Source organism: Pseudomonas sp. MH10, from assembly GCF_034353045.1.
Lineage (GTDB): Bacteria > Pseudomonadota > Gammaproteobacteria > Pseudomonadales > Pseudomonadaceae > Aquipseudomonas.
In genome coordinates this window covers 5,111,314-5,127,846 of the sequence record NZ_CP133783.1, presented here as the reverse complement: position 1 = coordinate 5,127,846, position 16,533 = coordinate 5,111,314, and the positions used below count along the sequence as shown (strand labels likewise).

Here is a 16,533-nt window from a genome sequence, read left to right as displayed (position 1 = left end):
AACGACTTCACCAGTGGACACTCGTAGGTTTTTAGGAGCGTTGTAATGCCTGAGATAGATTTCTATCACTTTTTTCAACAGCTGATTAACGGTCTGACCGTTGGCAGCACGTACGCCTTGATTGCCATTGGCTACACCATGGTTTACGGCATCATCGGCATGATCAACTTCGCCCACGGCGAGGTGTACATGATCGGTTCGTATGTCGCGTTCATTGCCCTGGCCGGTTTGAGCGCCATGGGCCTGGACAGCTTGCCGCTGCTTATTACTGCCGCTTTCGTCGCCAGCATCGTTGTCACCAGCGCCTATGGTTACGCCATTGAGCGCGTTGCTTACCGCCCTTTGCGCGGCAGCAACCGGCTGATTCCGTTGATCTCGGCCATTGGTATGTCGATCTTTCTACAGAACACGGTGTTGCTCGCCCAGGATTCAAAAGACAAATCGATCCCCAACCTGATTCCAGGAAACTTCGTGTTCGGCACCTCCAGCAGTCATGAGGTGGTGATTTCGTACATGCAGATTCTGATTTTCCTCGTCACCCTGGTTGCCATGCTCGCGCTGACCTGGTTCATCTCCCGCTCTCGCCTGGGCCGCGCCTGCCGCGCCTGCGCTGAAGACATCAAGATGGCCAACCTGCTCGGCATCAACACCAACAACATCATCGCCCTGACCTTTGTGATCGGCGCCGCATTGGCTGCGGTCGCTGCGGTGTTGCTGAGCATGCAATACGGCGTGATCAACCCCAACGCCGGCTTCCTCGTGGGCATCAAGGCGTTCACCGCGGCGGTACTCGGCGGCATCGGCAGTATTCCCGGCGCCATGCTGGGCGGGTTGGTGTTAGGTGTGGCCGAAGCCTTTGGTGCCGACGTGTTCGGCGATCAATACAAAGACGTGGTGTCATTCGCGCTGTTGGTTCTCGTGTTGCTGTTCCGGCCGACCGGCCTGCTTGGCCGTCCGGAGGTTGAAAAAGTATGAGCAAGAATCTCAAATCAGCACTGTTCAGCGCCTTGCTGGTATTGGCCGTTGCCTACCCGATCCTCGGCCTGAAGCTGGAAATTGTCGGTGTCAACCTGACCGTCATTGGTGCAAGCCATGCGATGTTGGCGGCGATCTTTGGTTGTTCCATCGCGATGTTTTTTCGGGTGCTGTTTCAGGACCACATAAACACTGCATGGCGAGCCACCCCGGACTTTCCAAGGGTTCCCGCCAAGACCACCCGTTTTCTGACTCTGCCCTCCACGCAACGCTGGATCGTGCTCGGCCTGGTGCTAGTGGCGCTGGTGTGGCCGTTCTTCGGCTCACGCGGCGCAGTGGACATCGCCACGCTGATCCTGATCTACATCATGCTCGGTCTGGGGCTGAACATCGTGGTTGGCCTGGCCGGGTTGCTCGACCTGGGCTATGTCGGGTTCTACGCCGTCGGTGCTTACAGCTACGCGCTGTTGTCGCATTACTACGGATTGGGTTTCTGGATCTGTCTGCCGATCGCGGGCTTGATGTCGGCGCTGTTCGGCTTCCTGCTCGGCTTCCCGGTGTTGCGTTTGCGCGGTGATTACCTCGCAATCGTGACCTTGGGATTCGGTGAAATCATCCGCTTGCTGCTGCGCAACATGACCGACCTCACGGGCGGCCCGAACGGCATCAGCAACATCCCGAAACCGACCCTGTTCGGCCTGTCGTTCGAACGTGTGGCGGCTGAAGGGTCACAGACGTTTCACGAGTATTTCGGCATTGCCTACAACTCGGTGAACAAGGTCATCTTCCTGTACCTGATTGCGTTGCTGTTGGCGCTGTTGGCCCTGTTCGTCATCAACCGTTTACTGCGCATGCCCATCGGGCGGGCGTGGGAAGCGTTGCGTGAAGACGAAATTGCCTGCCGCGCACTAGGGCTGAACCCGACCATCATCAAGCTTTCGGCATTCACTTTGGGGGCTGCGTTCGCCGGCTTCGCTGGCAGCTTCTTCGCCGCCCGCCAAGGATTGGTGACGCCGGAGTCGTTCACGTTCATCGAGTCGGCCATCATCTTGGCCATCGTTGTGTTGGGTGGCATGGGCTCGCAACTGGGGGTCATCCTCGCTGCGGTGGTGCTGATTCTGATGCCTGAACTGATGCGTGAATTCAGCGAGTACCGCATGTTGATGTTCGGCGCCTTGATGGTGCTGATGATGATCTGGCGACCACAAGGTTTGCTGCCAATGCAACGTCCCGAAATGAAACTGAAAGCGGAGCCGCATTCATGAGCCGTCCGCTTCTGCAAGTCAGCGGCCTGAGCATGCGCTTTGGCGGCTTGTTGGCGGTCAATGGCGTAGGCCTGACCGTTAACGAAAAACAAGTGGTGTCGATGATCGGCCCCAACGGTGCGGGTAAAACCACCGTCTTCAACTGCCTGACCGGTTTCTACAAGCCGACCGCAGGCACCATTTTGCTGGACGGCGAACCCATTCAAGGCCTCGCCGGCCACCAAATTGCCCGCAAAGGCGTGGTGCGCACCTTTCAGAACGTACGGCTGTTCAAGGACATGACGGCGGTGGAGAACCTGTTGGTTGCCCAGCATCGTCACCTCAACACCAACTTTCTGGCCGGCCTGTTCAAGACACCGTCGTTTCGCAAGAGCGAGCGCGAGGCGATGGAATATGCCGAGCATTGGCTGGAACAGGTCAATCTTAAAGAGTTCGCCAACCGTCCGGCTGGGACTCTGGCCTACGGTCAGCAACGCCGCCTGGAAATTGCTCGTTGCATGATGACGCGCCCGCGCATCCTGATGCTCGACGAACCGGCAGCCGGTCTGAACCCACGTGAAACCGAAGACCTCAAAGCGTTGATCGGCGTTTTGCGCAACGAACACAACGCCACAGTGCTGCTGATCGAACACGACATGAAACTGGTCATGAGCATTTCCGACCACATCGTCGTGATCAACCAAGGCACACCGCTGGCCGATGGTACGCCTGCGCAAATTCGCGACAATCCTGAAGTGATCAAAGCCTACCTGGGGGAAGCGTAAATGCTGCAATTCGAAAACGTTTCCACCTTCTACGGCAAGATCCAGGCGCTGCACTCGGTCAACGTCGACATCCGCCAGGGCGAAATCGTCACCCTGATCGGCGCCAACGGTGCGGGGAAATCTACCCTGCTGATGACCCTGTGCGGTTCACCCCGCGCCCATGCCGGCAGCATTCGCTACATGGGCGAAGAGTTGGTCGGACTGGAGTCGGCACAGATCATGCGCAAAAGCATCGCGGTGGTGCCCGAAGGCCGTCGCGTGTTTGCTCGCCTGACCGTGGAAGAGAACCTGGCCATGGGTGGCTTTTTTACTGAAAAGCACGAATACCACGAGCAAATGGACAAGGTCTTGCACCTGTTCCCGCGTCTCAAGGAGCGCTTCCATCAACGTGGCGGCACTATGTCGGGCGGAGAACAGCAGATGCTCGCCATCGGCCGCGCATTGATGAGCAAACCCAAGCTGCTGCTGCTCGATGAGCCGTCGCTGGGCTTGGCACCCATCATCATTCAGCAGATTTTCGAGATCGTCGAACAACTGCGCCGTGACGGTGTAACCGTGTTCTTGGTGGAGCAAAACGCCAACCAAGCCCTGAAAATTGCTGACCGTGCCTACGTGCTGGAAAACGGCCGGGTGGTGATGCAGGGAACCGGAGAAGAGTTGCTGCACGACCCGAAAGTGCGGGATGCGTACTTGGGTGGTTGAATCGGTGGGGTGTTAAAAAAACGGCCTGAGGGCCGTTTTTTTGTGGCTTTTTTAATCAAAGGGAAAATCCGTAGGAAGCCTCCTTAGAGCTACGAGAAAAATCCTACATAACCTGTCTAACCCGCCCGATATACATCGCCGAGATCACCTCGCAAAGTTGCCGCATCTTTTCGACACGAAGAAATGCGCATGCCACACGCCGCCGTCCCAACCTTCACGCTGAATGTGAAAGGTGTTGAACCCCGCCATTTTCAAGTATTCGCATTTAATGGCACCGAAGCCGTCAGCACGCCTTACGCCATCACCGTCGAACTGGTGAGTCGGTCGTCTGGTATTGAGCTTTCGGATCTGCTGCACAAGGCGGCTTTTCTCGGTTTTGGCCCGAACGGCGAAGGTATTCATGGGCAGATTCACTCCATCCACAAAAGCGATTCCAACGCCCGGCTGACGCACTACATCGCGGTGCTCAAACCCTCTCTCGCGTACCTGGAACACAGCAGCCACCGCCGCTCGTTCCAGCAGATGAGCGTGCTGGCGATCATTCTTGAAGTGCTCGAAGCACACGGCCTGTTTGACGGCCTGGATGTGCAGTTCAACGGTGACGTGACCCGCGCCCCGGAAACCATCCCGTTTCGCCCCGTCTTGCGCCATCCCAAACCGCTGATCCACAGCACCCAAACCGCCAAAGTCACCGGCCCGGAAGACGAAGAAATCCACTGCGATAAATTCGGCCGGGTGAAGGTCAAGTTTCACTGGGACCGCCGCGAACTCAATGACGACACCACCAGTTGCTGGGTGCGGGTGGCGTCCAGTTGGGAGGGAAACAGTCATGGCGCGGTGACCTTGCCTCGGGTCGGCATGGAAGTGTTGATTTCTTATTTGGAAGGTGACGCGGATCGGCCGATTGTCATGGGCTGTTTGCCCAACAGCCTGAACCCGGTTCCTTACGAGTTACCGGCGAACAAAACCAAAAGCGTGTTCCGCAGCCGGGACCGTGCATGAATATCTGGATGCTGTTGGAACCTAGAAAATCGCTGCTGGCCGAGCTTTTTCAGCACGTCGACCATCCGGCATTTACGCCGCTATTTACTTCGACGGAGATGGCTGGATACGTGGAATTTAGTCCGTTGTTAGTCGCGGACGAGAGTAGACAGGCGCTCTCGCGCTCAGTACGACCGGCGCCTGGTGACTGGCCCGGGCTGATTATCGAAAGCGAACATTCCTGCGAAGCGTTGCTTGCACACTTGCGACACATCTTCATCGTCCGCTTTGAGCAAAGCCGATCACTCAACCAGCCACTTCAATCAACGATTTCCAACGGACAGGAGTCCTGACATGACGCAGAGCACACTGAGCAGCGGCCCTTGCTGCGAAGTCAACAAGCTGATCGTGCAGGTCACCGGCAACGGTCATCCAGATACCCAGCGGTTGGCGTTTTATGAGCACGACAGTTTGAAACGACTGGATGCCCTGACTGATTCGGACCGCCCTGAAACCTTAACCGGCGAGTACTTACTGAACAGCGCCTTGCATGTCTGGGCCTGGTCCAACACCTTCAAACACCGCTTGTGGTTAGAGATCGCCAGCGTCGACGGCGCACCGATTCGGGTGCCGCTCCCTGAAGTCTCGATCACCCCACGTCAGTTCGACGGTCAATGGAATCAGATCGTCCCGGTCGTGCCCTTCGTCGCGCTGCCCGGTGTCAACAGCACCCACGATAACGGCACCCCGGTGTTGTGCCGCGCTGGTTTCATCTATGTGTTCCTCAACGGTCGAGTGTGGCGCGAGCTGGAAGTGCGGGTCGACGATGAACGGACCACCTACCACGACGTCGATTTCAATGAATACCGCATGGGAGACGAAATCGAACCCCGTTCACGGCTCGCGACTGGGCAAGCACTGGAAGATATCTGGCTGCCGTCTAGCTGGAATAACCTGCCGGTAGCGCCTCAACTGTGCTTCAGCGAAATCCAATTGTCCGGTCCGCGATTGCGCTGTCTGGAGAACGACTCGGCGCTGCGCAGACAACGCTGCCAAAGCCCGAACCTGCGAAGTTCTCTTGCCACGTTCGAGCGGCTTTTTCACAACAAACCTGATGGCACTGCAATGCTTGAGGCATTTGGTGCACTTGACGCTCACGATAAAGTGCGCCCTCAAGCCGCCGCCGATGCTCACGTCAGTTGGCTAAATTACGACACTCACGCATTTCCGGTCAGGAGGGTCGCACCCCAACGAGCACGCCAGCCAGGTTATGAGTGGCTGCTGGACCAACCGGCCCGTTATTTGTGCGACTTGAGTGGACAGTTTCCGGTTCGGGCGCTGAGCGAAGCGCATGCCCACGTCACCCGCTCTGAGCGCGGCGAGACGGCCTACCAAGCGACGCCCCTCGAAACCGGCGCGTGGGCGCATTGGATAGGAGAACTGTGTACGCCGCAGCTTGGCGACGAGCTCTGGCACGAACAGCCAGAAGTCCCGGACGTGCTGCACCGCGCACGCCAACGCAATCTGTACGGCGTTATGCTGCAAGACCCACATTATCGGCTGCGCCACCTGCACACCCGGGTCAATGATCAACAGAACCTGCTGCAACTCTGCGCCGCCCGCGCCAGCCGCCACGCGCATCACGCCAGTGCCTTGCTGGTGCAACAACTGGTCGTACCAAGCACCTTGGGCGGCGGTATCAATCCGCTGCATAAACAGCTCAATGCACTGAAGCTTCAAGGTCGGATCGACGTCAATCGGTTCACCGCCAGCGGTGAACGCCAGCAGCTCTGGCGGTCGCTGGAGATGAGCCAGGCACTGCTGAGCGAATGCCTGACAACCCGGCGAACCCAACAGACCCTTGCTGATCACCTGAGCTTGGAAGGCTTCGATTATGTCGCCGCGCTGCATTTTGTCAGTCAACTGTTTGCCAGCTTGGCGACCCGGCCCTCTCAGACCGACCCCCTGGCAGTCAATGGTGAGGTCGGCGACGCCGTGACGGGTCTGAGCAAAAGCGGCTCAGACCCCAGCGACGGACAACGGCTAATTCAACACATTGCCAACGATGAAACCCATCCGCTGCATCGGATGTTATGGCCAGCGCTTGAGTCCCAGGATACGAACGCACCCTATGTTCAATCCGCCGTCCCAGACATCAACAGTGGCGATGGGCTGTTTCGGCCCAATGCACTGCTGGCCGCTGTCAGTTGTGAGGTCATTGACCCGAAGCAACTCAATACGCTCGACGCTTATTTACTGGCCGGTCTGGTGGAAAGCGGCAGCCTCAACAACACCTTCACTGGGACTCTGAAGGCGGTGGCGGCAACGCTGATGAGCCTTCACGAAAACCTGCAGGGCGCGGTTGATGTGGCCGAGAAAGCGGTGCAGGCGGCGAAAAACACGCCGAGACCGGGAGCCACCTCCCCGGCCCCAGCGCTGAATATGGGCCAACAACGACGCGCCGTGGCGCAACTGCGTAGCATGCTGCCGGGCGGCCTTGGTGCCATGCAATTCATTACCTATGCAGAGGCCCGGAGCAAGAATCTCTACATATTTGGTTTGAGCGACCTGCCGGACATTCCGGCGCGCCTGCGCAGGCCTGCCCTTGATTATCGATCCACGTCCGACAGATCGATGGTTGACCGTCAGCACTATCGCAACGGCGGCGAACCTCACGCGAACACCATCGTCATCGCCATGCCCCGCGACCATCGCACTGCACAGCTGATCAGCCGCGTGAACCAACAGGTCAATACCGCATGGCAAGCACACACGGCCGAGCAGGAAAAGGTAAGAGGCAACGCGATACAAGATGCAGTGAAGAATCGGACGGCGTTGCAGAGCCAGTGGATGTACAAAGCGCTGAACTCGACACCGTTTGCGGCGGCGGTGGGGATGTTGGAGTTGTGGAATTTGAGGAGTGAGTTGGAGGCCGTTAAGCAGGCTCAGATAGAGAAAGGGAAATTCAGAGCCGTTTTCGGTGTTGGAGGCGCAGCCATTGACCTACTTATTGCCATGGAAGCTCTGACCGTAAAACTGGCTGGAAGTCAGTCAATTTTGGCTGGCGCCCGTAAAACACTTTTTACCGTCTCCGATGCCAGCGCAAAGCGTATGTTAGGTTCATTAAGCGAGTTCTTAATGAAAGAGTTCTCTAGCCGATTAATAGCTCAGGCGGTGGCCGGATCAATCTTTGTCGGCCTCAACCTATACGACGCCTGGCATGCCTATCAATGGGGAGACGATGCCTTGTGGGGCCATCTGCTGATGGCCGCCGGCGGCCTAACCGGTATAGCAGGCACGCTGTTGGTCGGAGGATCCACTCTTCTGGGCTTGGGTCCTCTGGGCTGGATCAGCCTGATTTTAATCAGTATCGGTTTGGGCGTCGTTTACTGGCTCAGTTCTACACCCATTGAAGACTGGCTTAGCGCAGGGCCCTTCGGCCCTAACAGTGACCAAGCGCCCCATCTGCAAGCCCCGGAAAATGCGTTCTACTACTTGGTCAGCCTGTTTGCCAACATCCGAATCACTGTTGAAGCCAACCCGGAATACAGCCTCCCGGCCTGCATCGAGAGCTTTAATCCGGTGCCCATGGATATACGCGCATCCGATACGCGCATCCGAATCGAGAGCAACCTGCCCGGCCTATTGACCGGACTGGGCGACCTCAGCACCAAAGCCTCGTGTGCGCTGCTGAAAGTTCGCCGATCCCGCGTTCGCTTTGATGGGCCGCCTCGCGAAGAAACCCACCTATTTCCCGAGGCCAAGCCTAAGGCGTACCGGCCGAAGCCCGATGGAATGGAAATATTCTTGCAAACACCTTGGGAAACGCTGGTTGAAGTTTCACGCTCAAACGACACCGTGTCGGTTCACACACAATGGCAAGTCCGTGCCCAACTGACACTAAGCGATGGCAGTTCATCCTGGGTATTTCCCGCACCAAAGCCCAAAGACCCAACCCCTTTCGGCGCGGCCCACGCCGCACCCAACTTCAAAGAAATCGAACAACCGTTCTGGGCAGATGAAACCACCCATAAAGCGCAGGACGACCAATGACTGCAATAAATTCGTCCTATTACGCCGCCACCGCATACCGCTCTGACCGGATGCCCAACCAACCACCTTCCGCAGAACGCTCGTGGATACGGCGCTTTGCTAAATTTCGCCTCCCCTGGGGGCTAACCCAAGAAGTCGCGCTGGATGACTTTCTAATTCGGCGCAAACCCAGCAGCTTGCGATTTCAGGAGGAAATGAACAAAGAGCGCGAAGAAAAGCAAAAGCTGGGCACTTACATTCCGGCTCCATATGAACACGTTAACTTCCATGACCGACATGATCATGAAAGTTTCAGATTCTCCTTATGGTCCAAACGTTCACACTTTTGGATCTATCTGACGGGAGGAGGACGGGGGCTATTCTATATAGCGTTTGTAGTGTCAATGATGACGTACTTTCTTATGCTCTTTGCATTAGATGATCCGTGGCTAACTACAACAGTTGAGTTACTCCCTATACTCGCCACATGGATATTTTTGCCTCTCTTTTGCTGGGCATTAGGTGCTTTAGTCATCCGCTACCTCCCCCACCTCTGGGTCAAACCCTCCCGAGGCCCCATCTGGGAAATCAACCGCCGCACCGGCCTGGTCACACTCTTCGATTACGACAACAACGGCGAATACAAAAAGAACGGCACCATCGGTGAACTCACCGCGCCGTTTTACGAATTCGACGCCTACATCGCGACCATCCCGGATCGTCAGGGTTTAGTGACGAACGTGCTGTACATCGCCCACCGCTACCGCGATATCGTCATCAACTTCCGGCCCTTATTCGCTCCCGGTGAAGGCCAGCTGTGCTGTGCCCTGTGGGATTTTCTGCAGAACTACATGGACACCAGCCGTCCGCTGCCAGACCTGCCGCGCTACGAACAATACCGACATCTCGACCCAACAACAGCTGAATACGACCGCAAAACCCGCCGCAATCCAAGGTTCTGGATCGATATGAACGACGCTACCTTCGAGCAAGAACTCTACGCCATGCGCGGCAAGATCGATCAAATCGACACCTTCCAGCGCCCGAACCTGATGGCGCGGCATGTGGAGTATGTCGATTGAAAACCGACGTTTTGGAAACGACTTACTACGCCGACACGGCTTATCGCTCAGATCGGATTCCCAAGCAAAAACCATCTGCTGAGCGTTCATGGATACGGCGCTTTTCCAAGGTGCGTTTGCCGTGGGGGTTAACTCAACAAGTCGCGCCCGATGACTTTTTAATTCGGCGCAAACCCAGCAGCTTGCGATTTCAGGAGGAAATGAACAAAGAGCGTGAAGAACACCAAAAATTGGGCACCTACATTCCGGCTCCATATGAACATGTGGACTTTCACGATCGGCATGACCATGAGCGTTTCAGGTTTTCATTATGGTCTAAGCGGTCGCAGTTCTGGGCTTACCTCCTAGTATTTGGAAAAGGAGGTTTTTTGTTTCTTCTGCCGATAAGCGTACTTTCATACGTTGTTCTAGGGTTGGTCTTAGACATGTCTTGGGGCGACTTGGCAATAGACGGATTTATTGGCGTTTACTCATGGTTTTTAGGAATACCATTATTTTCTTGGGCAACCGCCTCCCTAATCATGCGCTATTTCCCTAAACTCTGGGTGAAACCCTCTCGAGGCCCCATCTGGGAAATCAACCGTCGCACCGGCCTTGTCACCCTTTTCGATTACGACAACAACGGCGAATACAAAAAGAACGGCACCATCGGTGAACTCACCGCGCCGTTTTACGAGTTCGACGCTTACATCGCGACCATCCCTGACCGCCAAGGTTTGTCGATGAATGTGCTGTACATCGCCCACCGCTACCGCGATATCGTCATCAACTTCCGGCCCTTATTCGCTCCCGGCGAAGGTCAGTTGTGCTGCGCGTTATGGGACTTTTTACAAAACTACATGGACACCAGCCGCCCGCTGCCAGACTTGCCGCGCTACGAACAATACCGACATCTCGACCCAACAACGGCTGAATACGACCGCAAAACCCGCCGCAATCCAAGGTTCTGGATCGATATGGACGATGCTACCTTCGAGCAAGAACTCTACGACATGCGCGGCAAGATCGATCAAATCGACACCTTCCAGCGCCCGAACTTGATGGCGCGGTATGTGGAGTATGTCGATTGAAATCCGACGCTTTGGAAACGACTTACTACGCCGCCACCGCTTATCGCTCTAATCGGATTCCCAACCAACCACCTTCGGCAGAGCGCTCATGGATACGGCGCTTTTCCAAGGTGCGTTTGCCGTGGGGACTAACTCAACAAGTCGCACCCGATGATTTTTTGACAGAGGCGTCACCTGAGGATCTCCGACGGGTAGAAAAAGGTTTGCAGGAGAAAAAAGAAAAGTTGGTTTTAGGTACTTATGTACCTGCTCTATATGAGGATGTCGACTTTCATGACCGTCACGATCAGGAGCGCTTTAGGTTCTCTTTGTGGTCTGCGCGGTCACAGTTTTGGATCTACTTACACTCATTTGGAAAGTGGCTTTTCCTTATCGGTCTGATTCCAGGCTTATTCACTCTTTTGGTGGCTATCAAAAAGCTCAAAGGAACATGGATAGAAATAGCTATAGATAGTTTTTATAGCTTCTTCATTTGGTTCTCAGGGATCCCCATTTTCTGCTGGGCAATCGCCGCCCTAGTCATCCGCTACTTCCCCCACCTCTGGGTCAAACCCTCCCGAGGCCCCATCTGGGAAATCAACCGCCGCACCGGCCTGGTCACTCTCTTCGATTACGACAACAACGGCGAATACAAAAAGAACGGCACCATCGGTGAACTCACCGCGCCGTTTTATGAGTTCGACGCCTACATCGCCACCATCCCGGATCGTCAGGGTTTAGTGACGAACGTGCTGTATATCGCCCACCGCTACCGCGATATCGTCATCAACTTCCGGCCCTTATTCGCTCCCGGTGAAGGCCAGCTGTGCTGCGCGTTGTGGGATTGTCTGCAGAACTACATGGACACCAGCCGCCCGCTGCCGGACTTGCCGCGCTACGAACAATACCGACATCTCGACCCAACAACGGCTGAATACGACCGCAAAACCCGCCGCAATCCAAGGTTCTGGATCGATATGGACGATGCTACCTTCGACCAAGAACTCTACGACATGCGCGGCAAGATCGATCAGATCGACACCCTCCAACGCCCGAACCTGATGGCGCGGCATGTGGAGTATGTCGATTGATCGTCCGTTTCAGCCGCAGAGTTTGTGTTGGCTGCTTTGGCGCTTTCGTTGGCAAGCCAACACCCACAAAGTTGATTTTGTTCGGTTGAACCTTCGCCGCGCCCATTTCTGCAGGCGACTCCGTCCCCCTCGCGCAGTAAAAACAGGACCTGTAGGAGCGCTTGCCCGCGATCGGCTGCGCAGCAGTCGTAAAACCATCGACTCCACTTTTTCAGTTGGGACCGTATAGGCTTTTTGGGACCGCTTCGCGATCCATCGCGGGCGCGCTCCTACAATTCGATATCTGAAATCAATAAGTTATGCGTTGTTTGAGGGCGGGAATCCAGTCCGGCATTGATGTTGTTCTGGAGCCGAGGCTCGTCTGCAATTCTCTCTATCGCCGGTGTGTTCTGTTAAGCCTATCAAACGCGCTACTACTGCGAGCAAACCAACTCAACAAGTAATCAGCCATGACCTGGGTACGACGCGGCAAGCCGGCTTCGTAGGGGTGGACCAGGAACAGCGGCAAGCTGGGGGTTTGATAATCGCGCAGCAGCCAGCGCAGACGTCCGTCGGTGATTTCGGCGTGGACCATGTAGGACGGTAGTCGGGCGATGCCGGCACCGACCAGCGCGGCTTTTTTCAACAGGCTGTAATGGTTGCTCGCGAATGGACCCGCAACGCGTACCCGTGTCAGTTGGTGATTCTGGTGGTAAAGCCATTCGTCACGGCCGCTGTAGTGGCTGTTAAGCAAGCAAAAATGCTCGCTCAACGACACCGGGCGCGTGGGCTCGCCGTGGCGTTCGAGGTAGGCCGGGCTCGCGCAGGTGAGTTCTTGCATGTCGAGCAATGGTTTGGAGACCAATCGTTCATCGCTGTCAACGTGAGTGCGGATCGCCAGATCATATCCGTCCCGGTACAGGTCCCGAAACCCATTGTTCAGGTCCAGCTCTATCTGAACCAATGGATATTCTTTCGAAAACTCCATCAGCAAACCGTCGAAGAATGTTTCGCCCATGGACACCGGTACGGTGATCCGCACCGAGCCGGCGACCTCATCGTGTAACCGGGCTAACGCTTGCTGGGCGCGCACGGTTTGATTAATTAGCGCCCTCGCTTGAGGCAATACGGCTGCACCCGCGGCCGTCAGGCTTAAGCGACGAGTCGTACGATGCAGTAGCGTCACGGAATAACGGGTTTCCAGAAACTTGATGCGCTTGGACAATTGGCCCTTGCTGCACCCCAGCCGCTGGGAGGCCAACGTAAAGCTCCCGGCTTCGACCAGGATCGCAAAGGCAACCAAGTCATCCATCTCGCTCATTTCGATTGTTTCCTGCTGAAAACGTGAAGTTGCCAATTAGCATGTTTATCGACCGCAATCTCGCACTCTACACTGAGTCCTTGTTAAACCATTTCAAGGAAACGCGATGAAAATTCTTCTGATTGGCGCCACGGGAACCTTAGGCTCGGCCATTGCGAAGGAATTGGCCCCGCGCCACGAGATCGTCAGCATTGGCCGCACGAGCGGTGATTTCCAGGTGGATATTAGTGACAGCGCGTCCATCAGAAAACTGTTCGAACGGGTAGGTAGATTCGACGCGTTGGTGTGTGCAGCCGGGAACGTGAATTTTTTGCCCTTGGCCGACATGACTGAACAGGACTTTGCGCTGGGCCTTCAGGACAAACTCATGGGCCAGGTCAATTTGCTGTTGATCGGACGCGAATTCGCCAACGATGGCGCTTCGTTCACCTTCACCACCGGCGTCACCAGCCATGACCCGATCCGCACTGGGACCTCCGCCAGCCTAGTCAATGCCGCTATCGACGGTTTTGTTCGGGCGGCTGCCATCGAATTGCCTCGCGGCTTGCGCGTAAATTCGGTGAGCCCAAATGTTTTAGTGGAGTCAATGGGCGCCTACGCGTCCTATTTCCGGGGCTTCAAGCCCTTGCTGGCGGCGGATGCTGCACTGGCTTACGCGAAAAGCGTCGAAGGTTTGCAGACCGGTCAGACTTATCACGTCGGCTGAGCCCTTGTGATCGGGCAGCAGCCTGAGTAACGTGGCGCCACTTGTTTGGAGACCGACCCACCATGTTCGCTGCCCGTACCCTGTTGATGATTGCCCTGCTGCCCGTGTTTGCCGGCTGTCAGATGTTCAGCGCCAAACCTGCGTCGTCCACGCAGGGCTTGACTCGCATGCAAGGCGACCTCACCGGTGAAGGTGGTCAGCTGTGGTTTCAGCCTTGCAACGAACAACGCCGGTTTTTGATCCAGGACAGCGGCAACACCAGCGTGCTGCAAGAGGCTACGGCGCTCGCGGCCAAAAAAGGCACGCTGTTCGCCGATTTACGCGGCAGCTTCAACGCCAGCAAAACCTCGGGCACCGATGGGGTGGTCAACCTGCAGCAACTCTACCGGGTTGAACGTTCCGCCACCGCCTGCAAGGACACCAACTTCAAGCAGTTGATCGTGCACGCCAGCGGCAACAGCCCGGCCTGGGACATCAACGTCAACGGCAAAGGCTTGATCCTCAACCGTGAGGGCAAAGACCCCGTCGCCCTGCCGTATGTTGAAGAAGAACTGCCTGATGGTCGTCTCAACCTGAGCACCGAAGCCAATGGTCAGCGCATCGAGTTGTGGGTCGCACCGCAACGCTGCGTCGATCCGGTTAGCGGTTCCGTACTGCACTTGACCGCTGAATTGCGCGTTAACGATCAGGTCCAGCGTGGCTGTGGCTATTACGGCGGCGCACGCAACGACTGAGTTCACCCGGAGCCTGGTTACGGCTAATGGATTTCAAATGCCTGCAGCGCATGGGACCGAAGGGGCCTATAATTGCCGGTTCGCGTAAAGCTGGCCCGGATACTGGACCCTGTCATGTTACGAATCACCGAACTCAAGCTGCCAATCGATCACCCGGAAGAAGACCTGCGCCCTGCCCTGCTGCGGCGCCTGGGGATCGACAGCGATGAGCTGCTCAACTTCACACTGTTCAAACGCAGCTACGATGCGCGGAAAAAATCGTCGGAACTGTGTTTCATCTACACCATCGATTTCGAAGTGCGCGATGAAGCGGCGCTGTTGCGCACGTTTGCCGATGACCGCCATCTCGGCGTGGCACCCGACATCAGTTACCACGTTATCGGGCATGCCCCCGAAGGTTTGAGCGAGCGTCCGATTGTCGTCGGCTTCGGCCCCTGCGGGATTTTCGCCGGTTTGCTTTTAGCGCAAATGGGCTTCAAACCGATCATCCTCGAACGCGGTACTGAGGTGCGTCAGCGCACCAAGGACACCTTCGCGTTGTGGCGCAAGAACGTGCTCAACCCGGAGTCCAACGTGCAGTTTGGCGAAGGCGGCGCCGGGACCTTCTCCGACGGCAAACTGTACAGCCAGATCAAAGACCCGAAATTCCACGGCCGTAAAGTACTGCATGAGTTCGTCAAAGCGGGTGCGCCGCAAGAAATCCTGTATGTCAGCAAGCCGCACATCGGTACGTTTCGACTGACCGGTGTGGTGGAAAACATGCGTCATCAGATCGAGGCGCTGGGTGGCGAAGTCCGCTTTCAACAGCGCGTTACTGACGTGCTGATCGACAACGGCCAGTTGCAGGGCGTGGTTTTGAACAGCGGCGAACAGATCGAATCCAAGCACGTGATCCTTGCGTTGGGCCACAGCGCCCGCGACACCTTTCGCATGCTCCATGGACGTGGCGTGTACATGGAAGCCAAGCCGTTTTCCGTGGGCTTCCGTATCGAACACCCGCAATCGCTGATCGACCGCGCACGCTTGGGCAAATACGCCGGCCACCCGAAATTGGGTGCGGCGGATTACAAACTGGTGCACCACGCGAAAAACGGTCGTTCTGTGTACAGCTTTTGTATGTGCCCTGGCGGCACGGTGGTGGCCGCGACCTCCGAGCTGCACCGGGTGGTCACCAACGGCATGAGCCAATACTCGCGCAACGAGCGCAATGCCAACTCGGGCATCGTGGTCGGCATCACGCCCGAGGATTATCCAGGCGGCCCGTTGGCCGGTATCGAGTTGCAAGAGCGGCTGGAATCGCTGGCCTACGTGTTGGGCGGCAGCAACTACGAGGCGCCCGCGCAGTTGGTGGGTGACTTCATTGCTGGAAAGGCGTCGAGCGTCTTGGGCAGCGTAGAGCCGTCTTACAAGCCTGGGGTGAAACTGGTGGACTTGGCAGACGCCCTGCCCGGGTATGCGATTGAGGCGATTCGTGAAGCGTTGCCGGCGTTCGATAAACAGATCAAAGGTTTCGCCCAGCACGACGCGATTCTGACCGGTATTGAAACCCGCACCTCGTCACCGCTGCGCATCACCCGCGATGACACCCTGCAAAGCTTGAACGTCAAAGGCCTGTTTCCGGCCGGTGAAGGTGCTGGGTATGCGGGCGGTATTTTGTCCGCTGGGGTCGACGGTATTCGAGTCGCCGAGGCGCTGGCTCGGGATATGTTGGGGATTGAGGGTTGATCCGAGGATGATCTGTAGGAGGGTCCGCCACGTCTTCGACACCGTATTGTCGCGCAGTGGCAGGACTGAAGCCTTCCCGAATGAATTCGGTCCCACAGATTTCTGGCGTTGCACAGATTTCTGTAGG

13 protein-coding genes and 2 pseudogenes are annotated in these 16,533 nt (G+C 56.5%); 14 read left to right on the top strand and 1 reads right to left on the bottom strand.

Going from position 1 to position 16,533, the window contains the following annotated elements:
- Nucleotides 1-45 precede the first annotated feature (45 nt).
- The 11 genes and pseudogenes from livH (at nucleotide 46) to RHM59_RS23120 (ending at nucleotide 11,941) form a co-directional block, all read left to right on the top strand.
- Complete coding sequence (livH, locus tag RHM59_RS23165) at nucleotides 46-975, top strand: high-affinity branched-chain amino acid ABC transporter permease LivH (RefSeq protein ID WP_322165746.1); 930 nt, start codon at nucleotides 46-48, stop codon at nucleotides 973-975.
- The gene (locus tag RHM59_RS23160) at nucleotides 972-2,240 is read left to right on the top strand and encodes a high-affinity branched-chain amino acid ABC transporter permease LivM (protein WP_322165747.1); all 1,269 of its coding nucleotides are present in this window, start codon (nucleotides 972-974) and stop codon (nucleotides 2,238-2,240) included. The genes livH and RHM59_RS23160 overlap by 4 nt, the downstream gene beginning before the upstream one ends.
- The gene (gene livG, locus RHM59_RS23155) at nucleotides 2,237-3,004 is read left to right on the top strand and encodes a high-affinity branched-chain amino acid ABC transporter ATP-binding protein LivG (protein ID WP_322165748.1); all 768 of its coding nucleotides are present in this window, start codon (nucleotides 2,237-2,239) and stop codon (nucleotides 3,002-3,004) included. The genes RHM59_RS23160 and livG overlap by 4 nt, the downstream gene beginning before the upstream one ends.
- Nucleotides 3,005-3,706, top strand: a complete 702-nt coding sequence (locus RHM59_RS23150) for an ABC transporter ATP-binding protein (RefSeq protein ID WP_322165749.1) — start codon at nucleotides 3,005-3,007, stop codon at nucleotides 3,704-3,706.
- A 183-nt stretch (nucleotides 3,707-3,889) separates the two neighbouring features.
- Nucleotides 3,890-4,243, top strand: a pseudogene (locus tag RHM59_RS25605) (contractile injection system protein, VgrG/Pvc8 family); the annotation flags it as partial.
- 96 nt (nucleotides 4,244-4,339) lie between these two features.
- Nucleotides 4,340-4,696, top strand: a pseudogene (tssI, locus tag RHM59_RS25600) (type VI secretion system tip protein TssI/VgrG); the annotation flags it as partial.
- Nucleotides 4,697-4,704: 8 nt separating this feature from the next.
- Nucleotides 4,705-5,040 (top strand): DUF4123 domain-containing protein, encoded by a 336-nt coding sequence (locus RHM59_RS23140; RefSeq protein ID WP_322285506.1) that lies wholly within the window; start codon nucleotides 4,705-4,707, stop codon nucleotides 5,038-5,040.
- A 1-nt stretch (nucleotide 5,041) separates the two neighbouring features.
- Entirely contained in the window at nucleotides 5,042-8,740 is a 3,699-nt protein-coding gene (locus RHM59_RS23135) for a hypothetical protein (protein ID WP_322285505.1), read from the top strand.
- Nucleotides 8,737-9,801 (top strand): hypothetical protein, encoded by a 1,065-nt coding sequence (locus tag RHM59_RS23130; RefSeq protein WP_322285504.1) that lies wholly within the window; start codon nucleotides 8,737-8,739, stop codon nucleotides 9,799-9,801. Before RHM59_RS23135 ends, RHM59_RS23130 begins: the two co-directional genes overlap by 4 nt.
- Nucleotides 9,798-10,871: a hypothetical protein gene (locus RHM59_RS23125; protein WP_322285503.1), complete on the top strand. Its 1,074-nt coding sequence runs from the start codon at nucleotides 9,798-9,800 to the stop codon at nucleotides 10,869-10,871. The genes RHM59_RS23130 and RHM59_RS23125 overlap by 4 nt, the downstream gene beginning before the upstream one ends.
- Nucleotides 10,868-11,941: a hypothetical protein gene (locus RHM59_RS23120; protein WP_322285502.1), complete on the top strand. Its 1,074-nt coding sequence runs from the start codon at nucleotides 10,868-10,870 to the stop codon at nucleotides 11,939-11,941. The genes RHM59_RS23125 and RHM59_RS23120 overlap by 4 nt, the downstream gene beginning before the upstream one ends.
- Nucleotides 11,942-12,314: 373 nt before the next feature.
- On the opposite strand, the gene RHM59_RS23115 is transcribed toward RHM59_RS23120, so the two are convergent.
- Nucleotides 12,315-13,241 (bottom strand): LysR family transcriptional regulator, encoded by a 927-nt coding sequence (locus RHM59_RS23115; protein ID WP_322165759.1) that lies wholly within the window; start codon nucleotides 13,239-13,241, stop codon nucleotides 12,315-12,317.
- Nucleotides 13,242-13,347: 106 nt separating this feature from the next.
- On the opposite strand from RHM59_RS23115, the gene RHM59_RS23110 reads away from it, so the two are divergent.
- From RHM59_RS23110 to RHM59_RS23100, 3 genes are all read left to right on the top strand, one after another.
- On the top strand, nucleotides 13,348-13,947 hold the full coding sequence (locus tag RHM59_RS23110; protein WP_322165760.1) for a short chain dehydrogenase: 600 nt from the start codon (nucleotides 13,348-13,350) through the stop codon (nucleotides 13,945-13,947).
- 62 nt (nucleotides 13,948-14,009) lie between these two features.
- The gene (locus RHM59_RS23105; RefSeq protein WP_322165761.1) at nucleotides 14,010-14,681 is read left to right on the top strand and encodes a hypothetical protein; all 672 of its coding nucleotides are present in this window, start codon (nucleotides 14,010-14,012) and stop codon (nucleotides 14,679-14,681) included.
- A gap of 114 nt (nucleotides 14,682-14,795) precedes the next feature.
- Nucleotides 14,796-16,406: an NAD(P)/FAD-dependent oxidoreductase gene (locus RHM59_RS23100; RefSeq protein WP_322165762.1), complete on the top strand. Its 1,611-nt coding sequence runs from the start codon at nucleotides 14,796-14,798 to the stop codon at nucleotides 16,404-16,406.
- Nucleotides 16,407-16,533 lie beyond the last annotated feature (127 nt).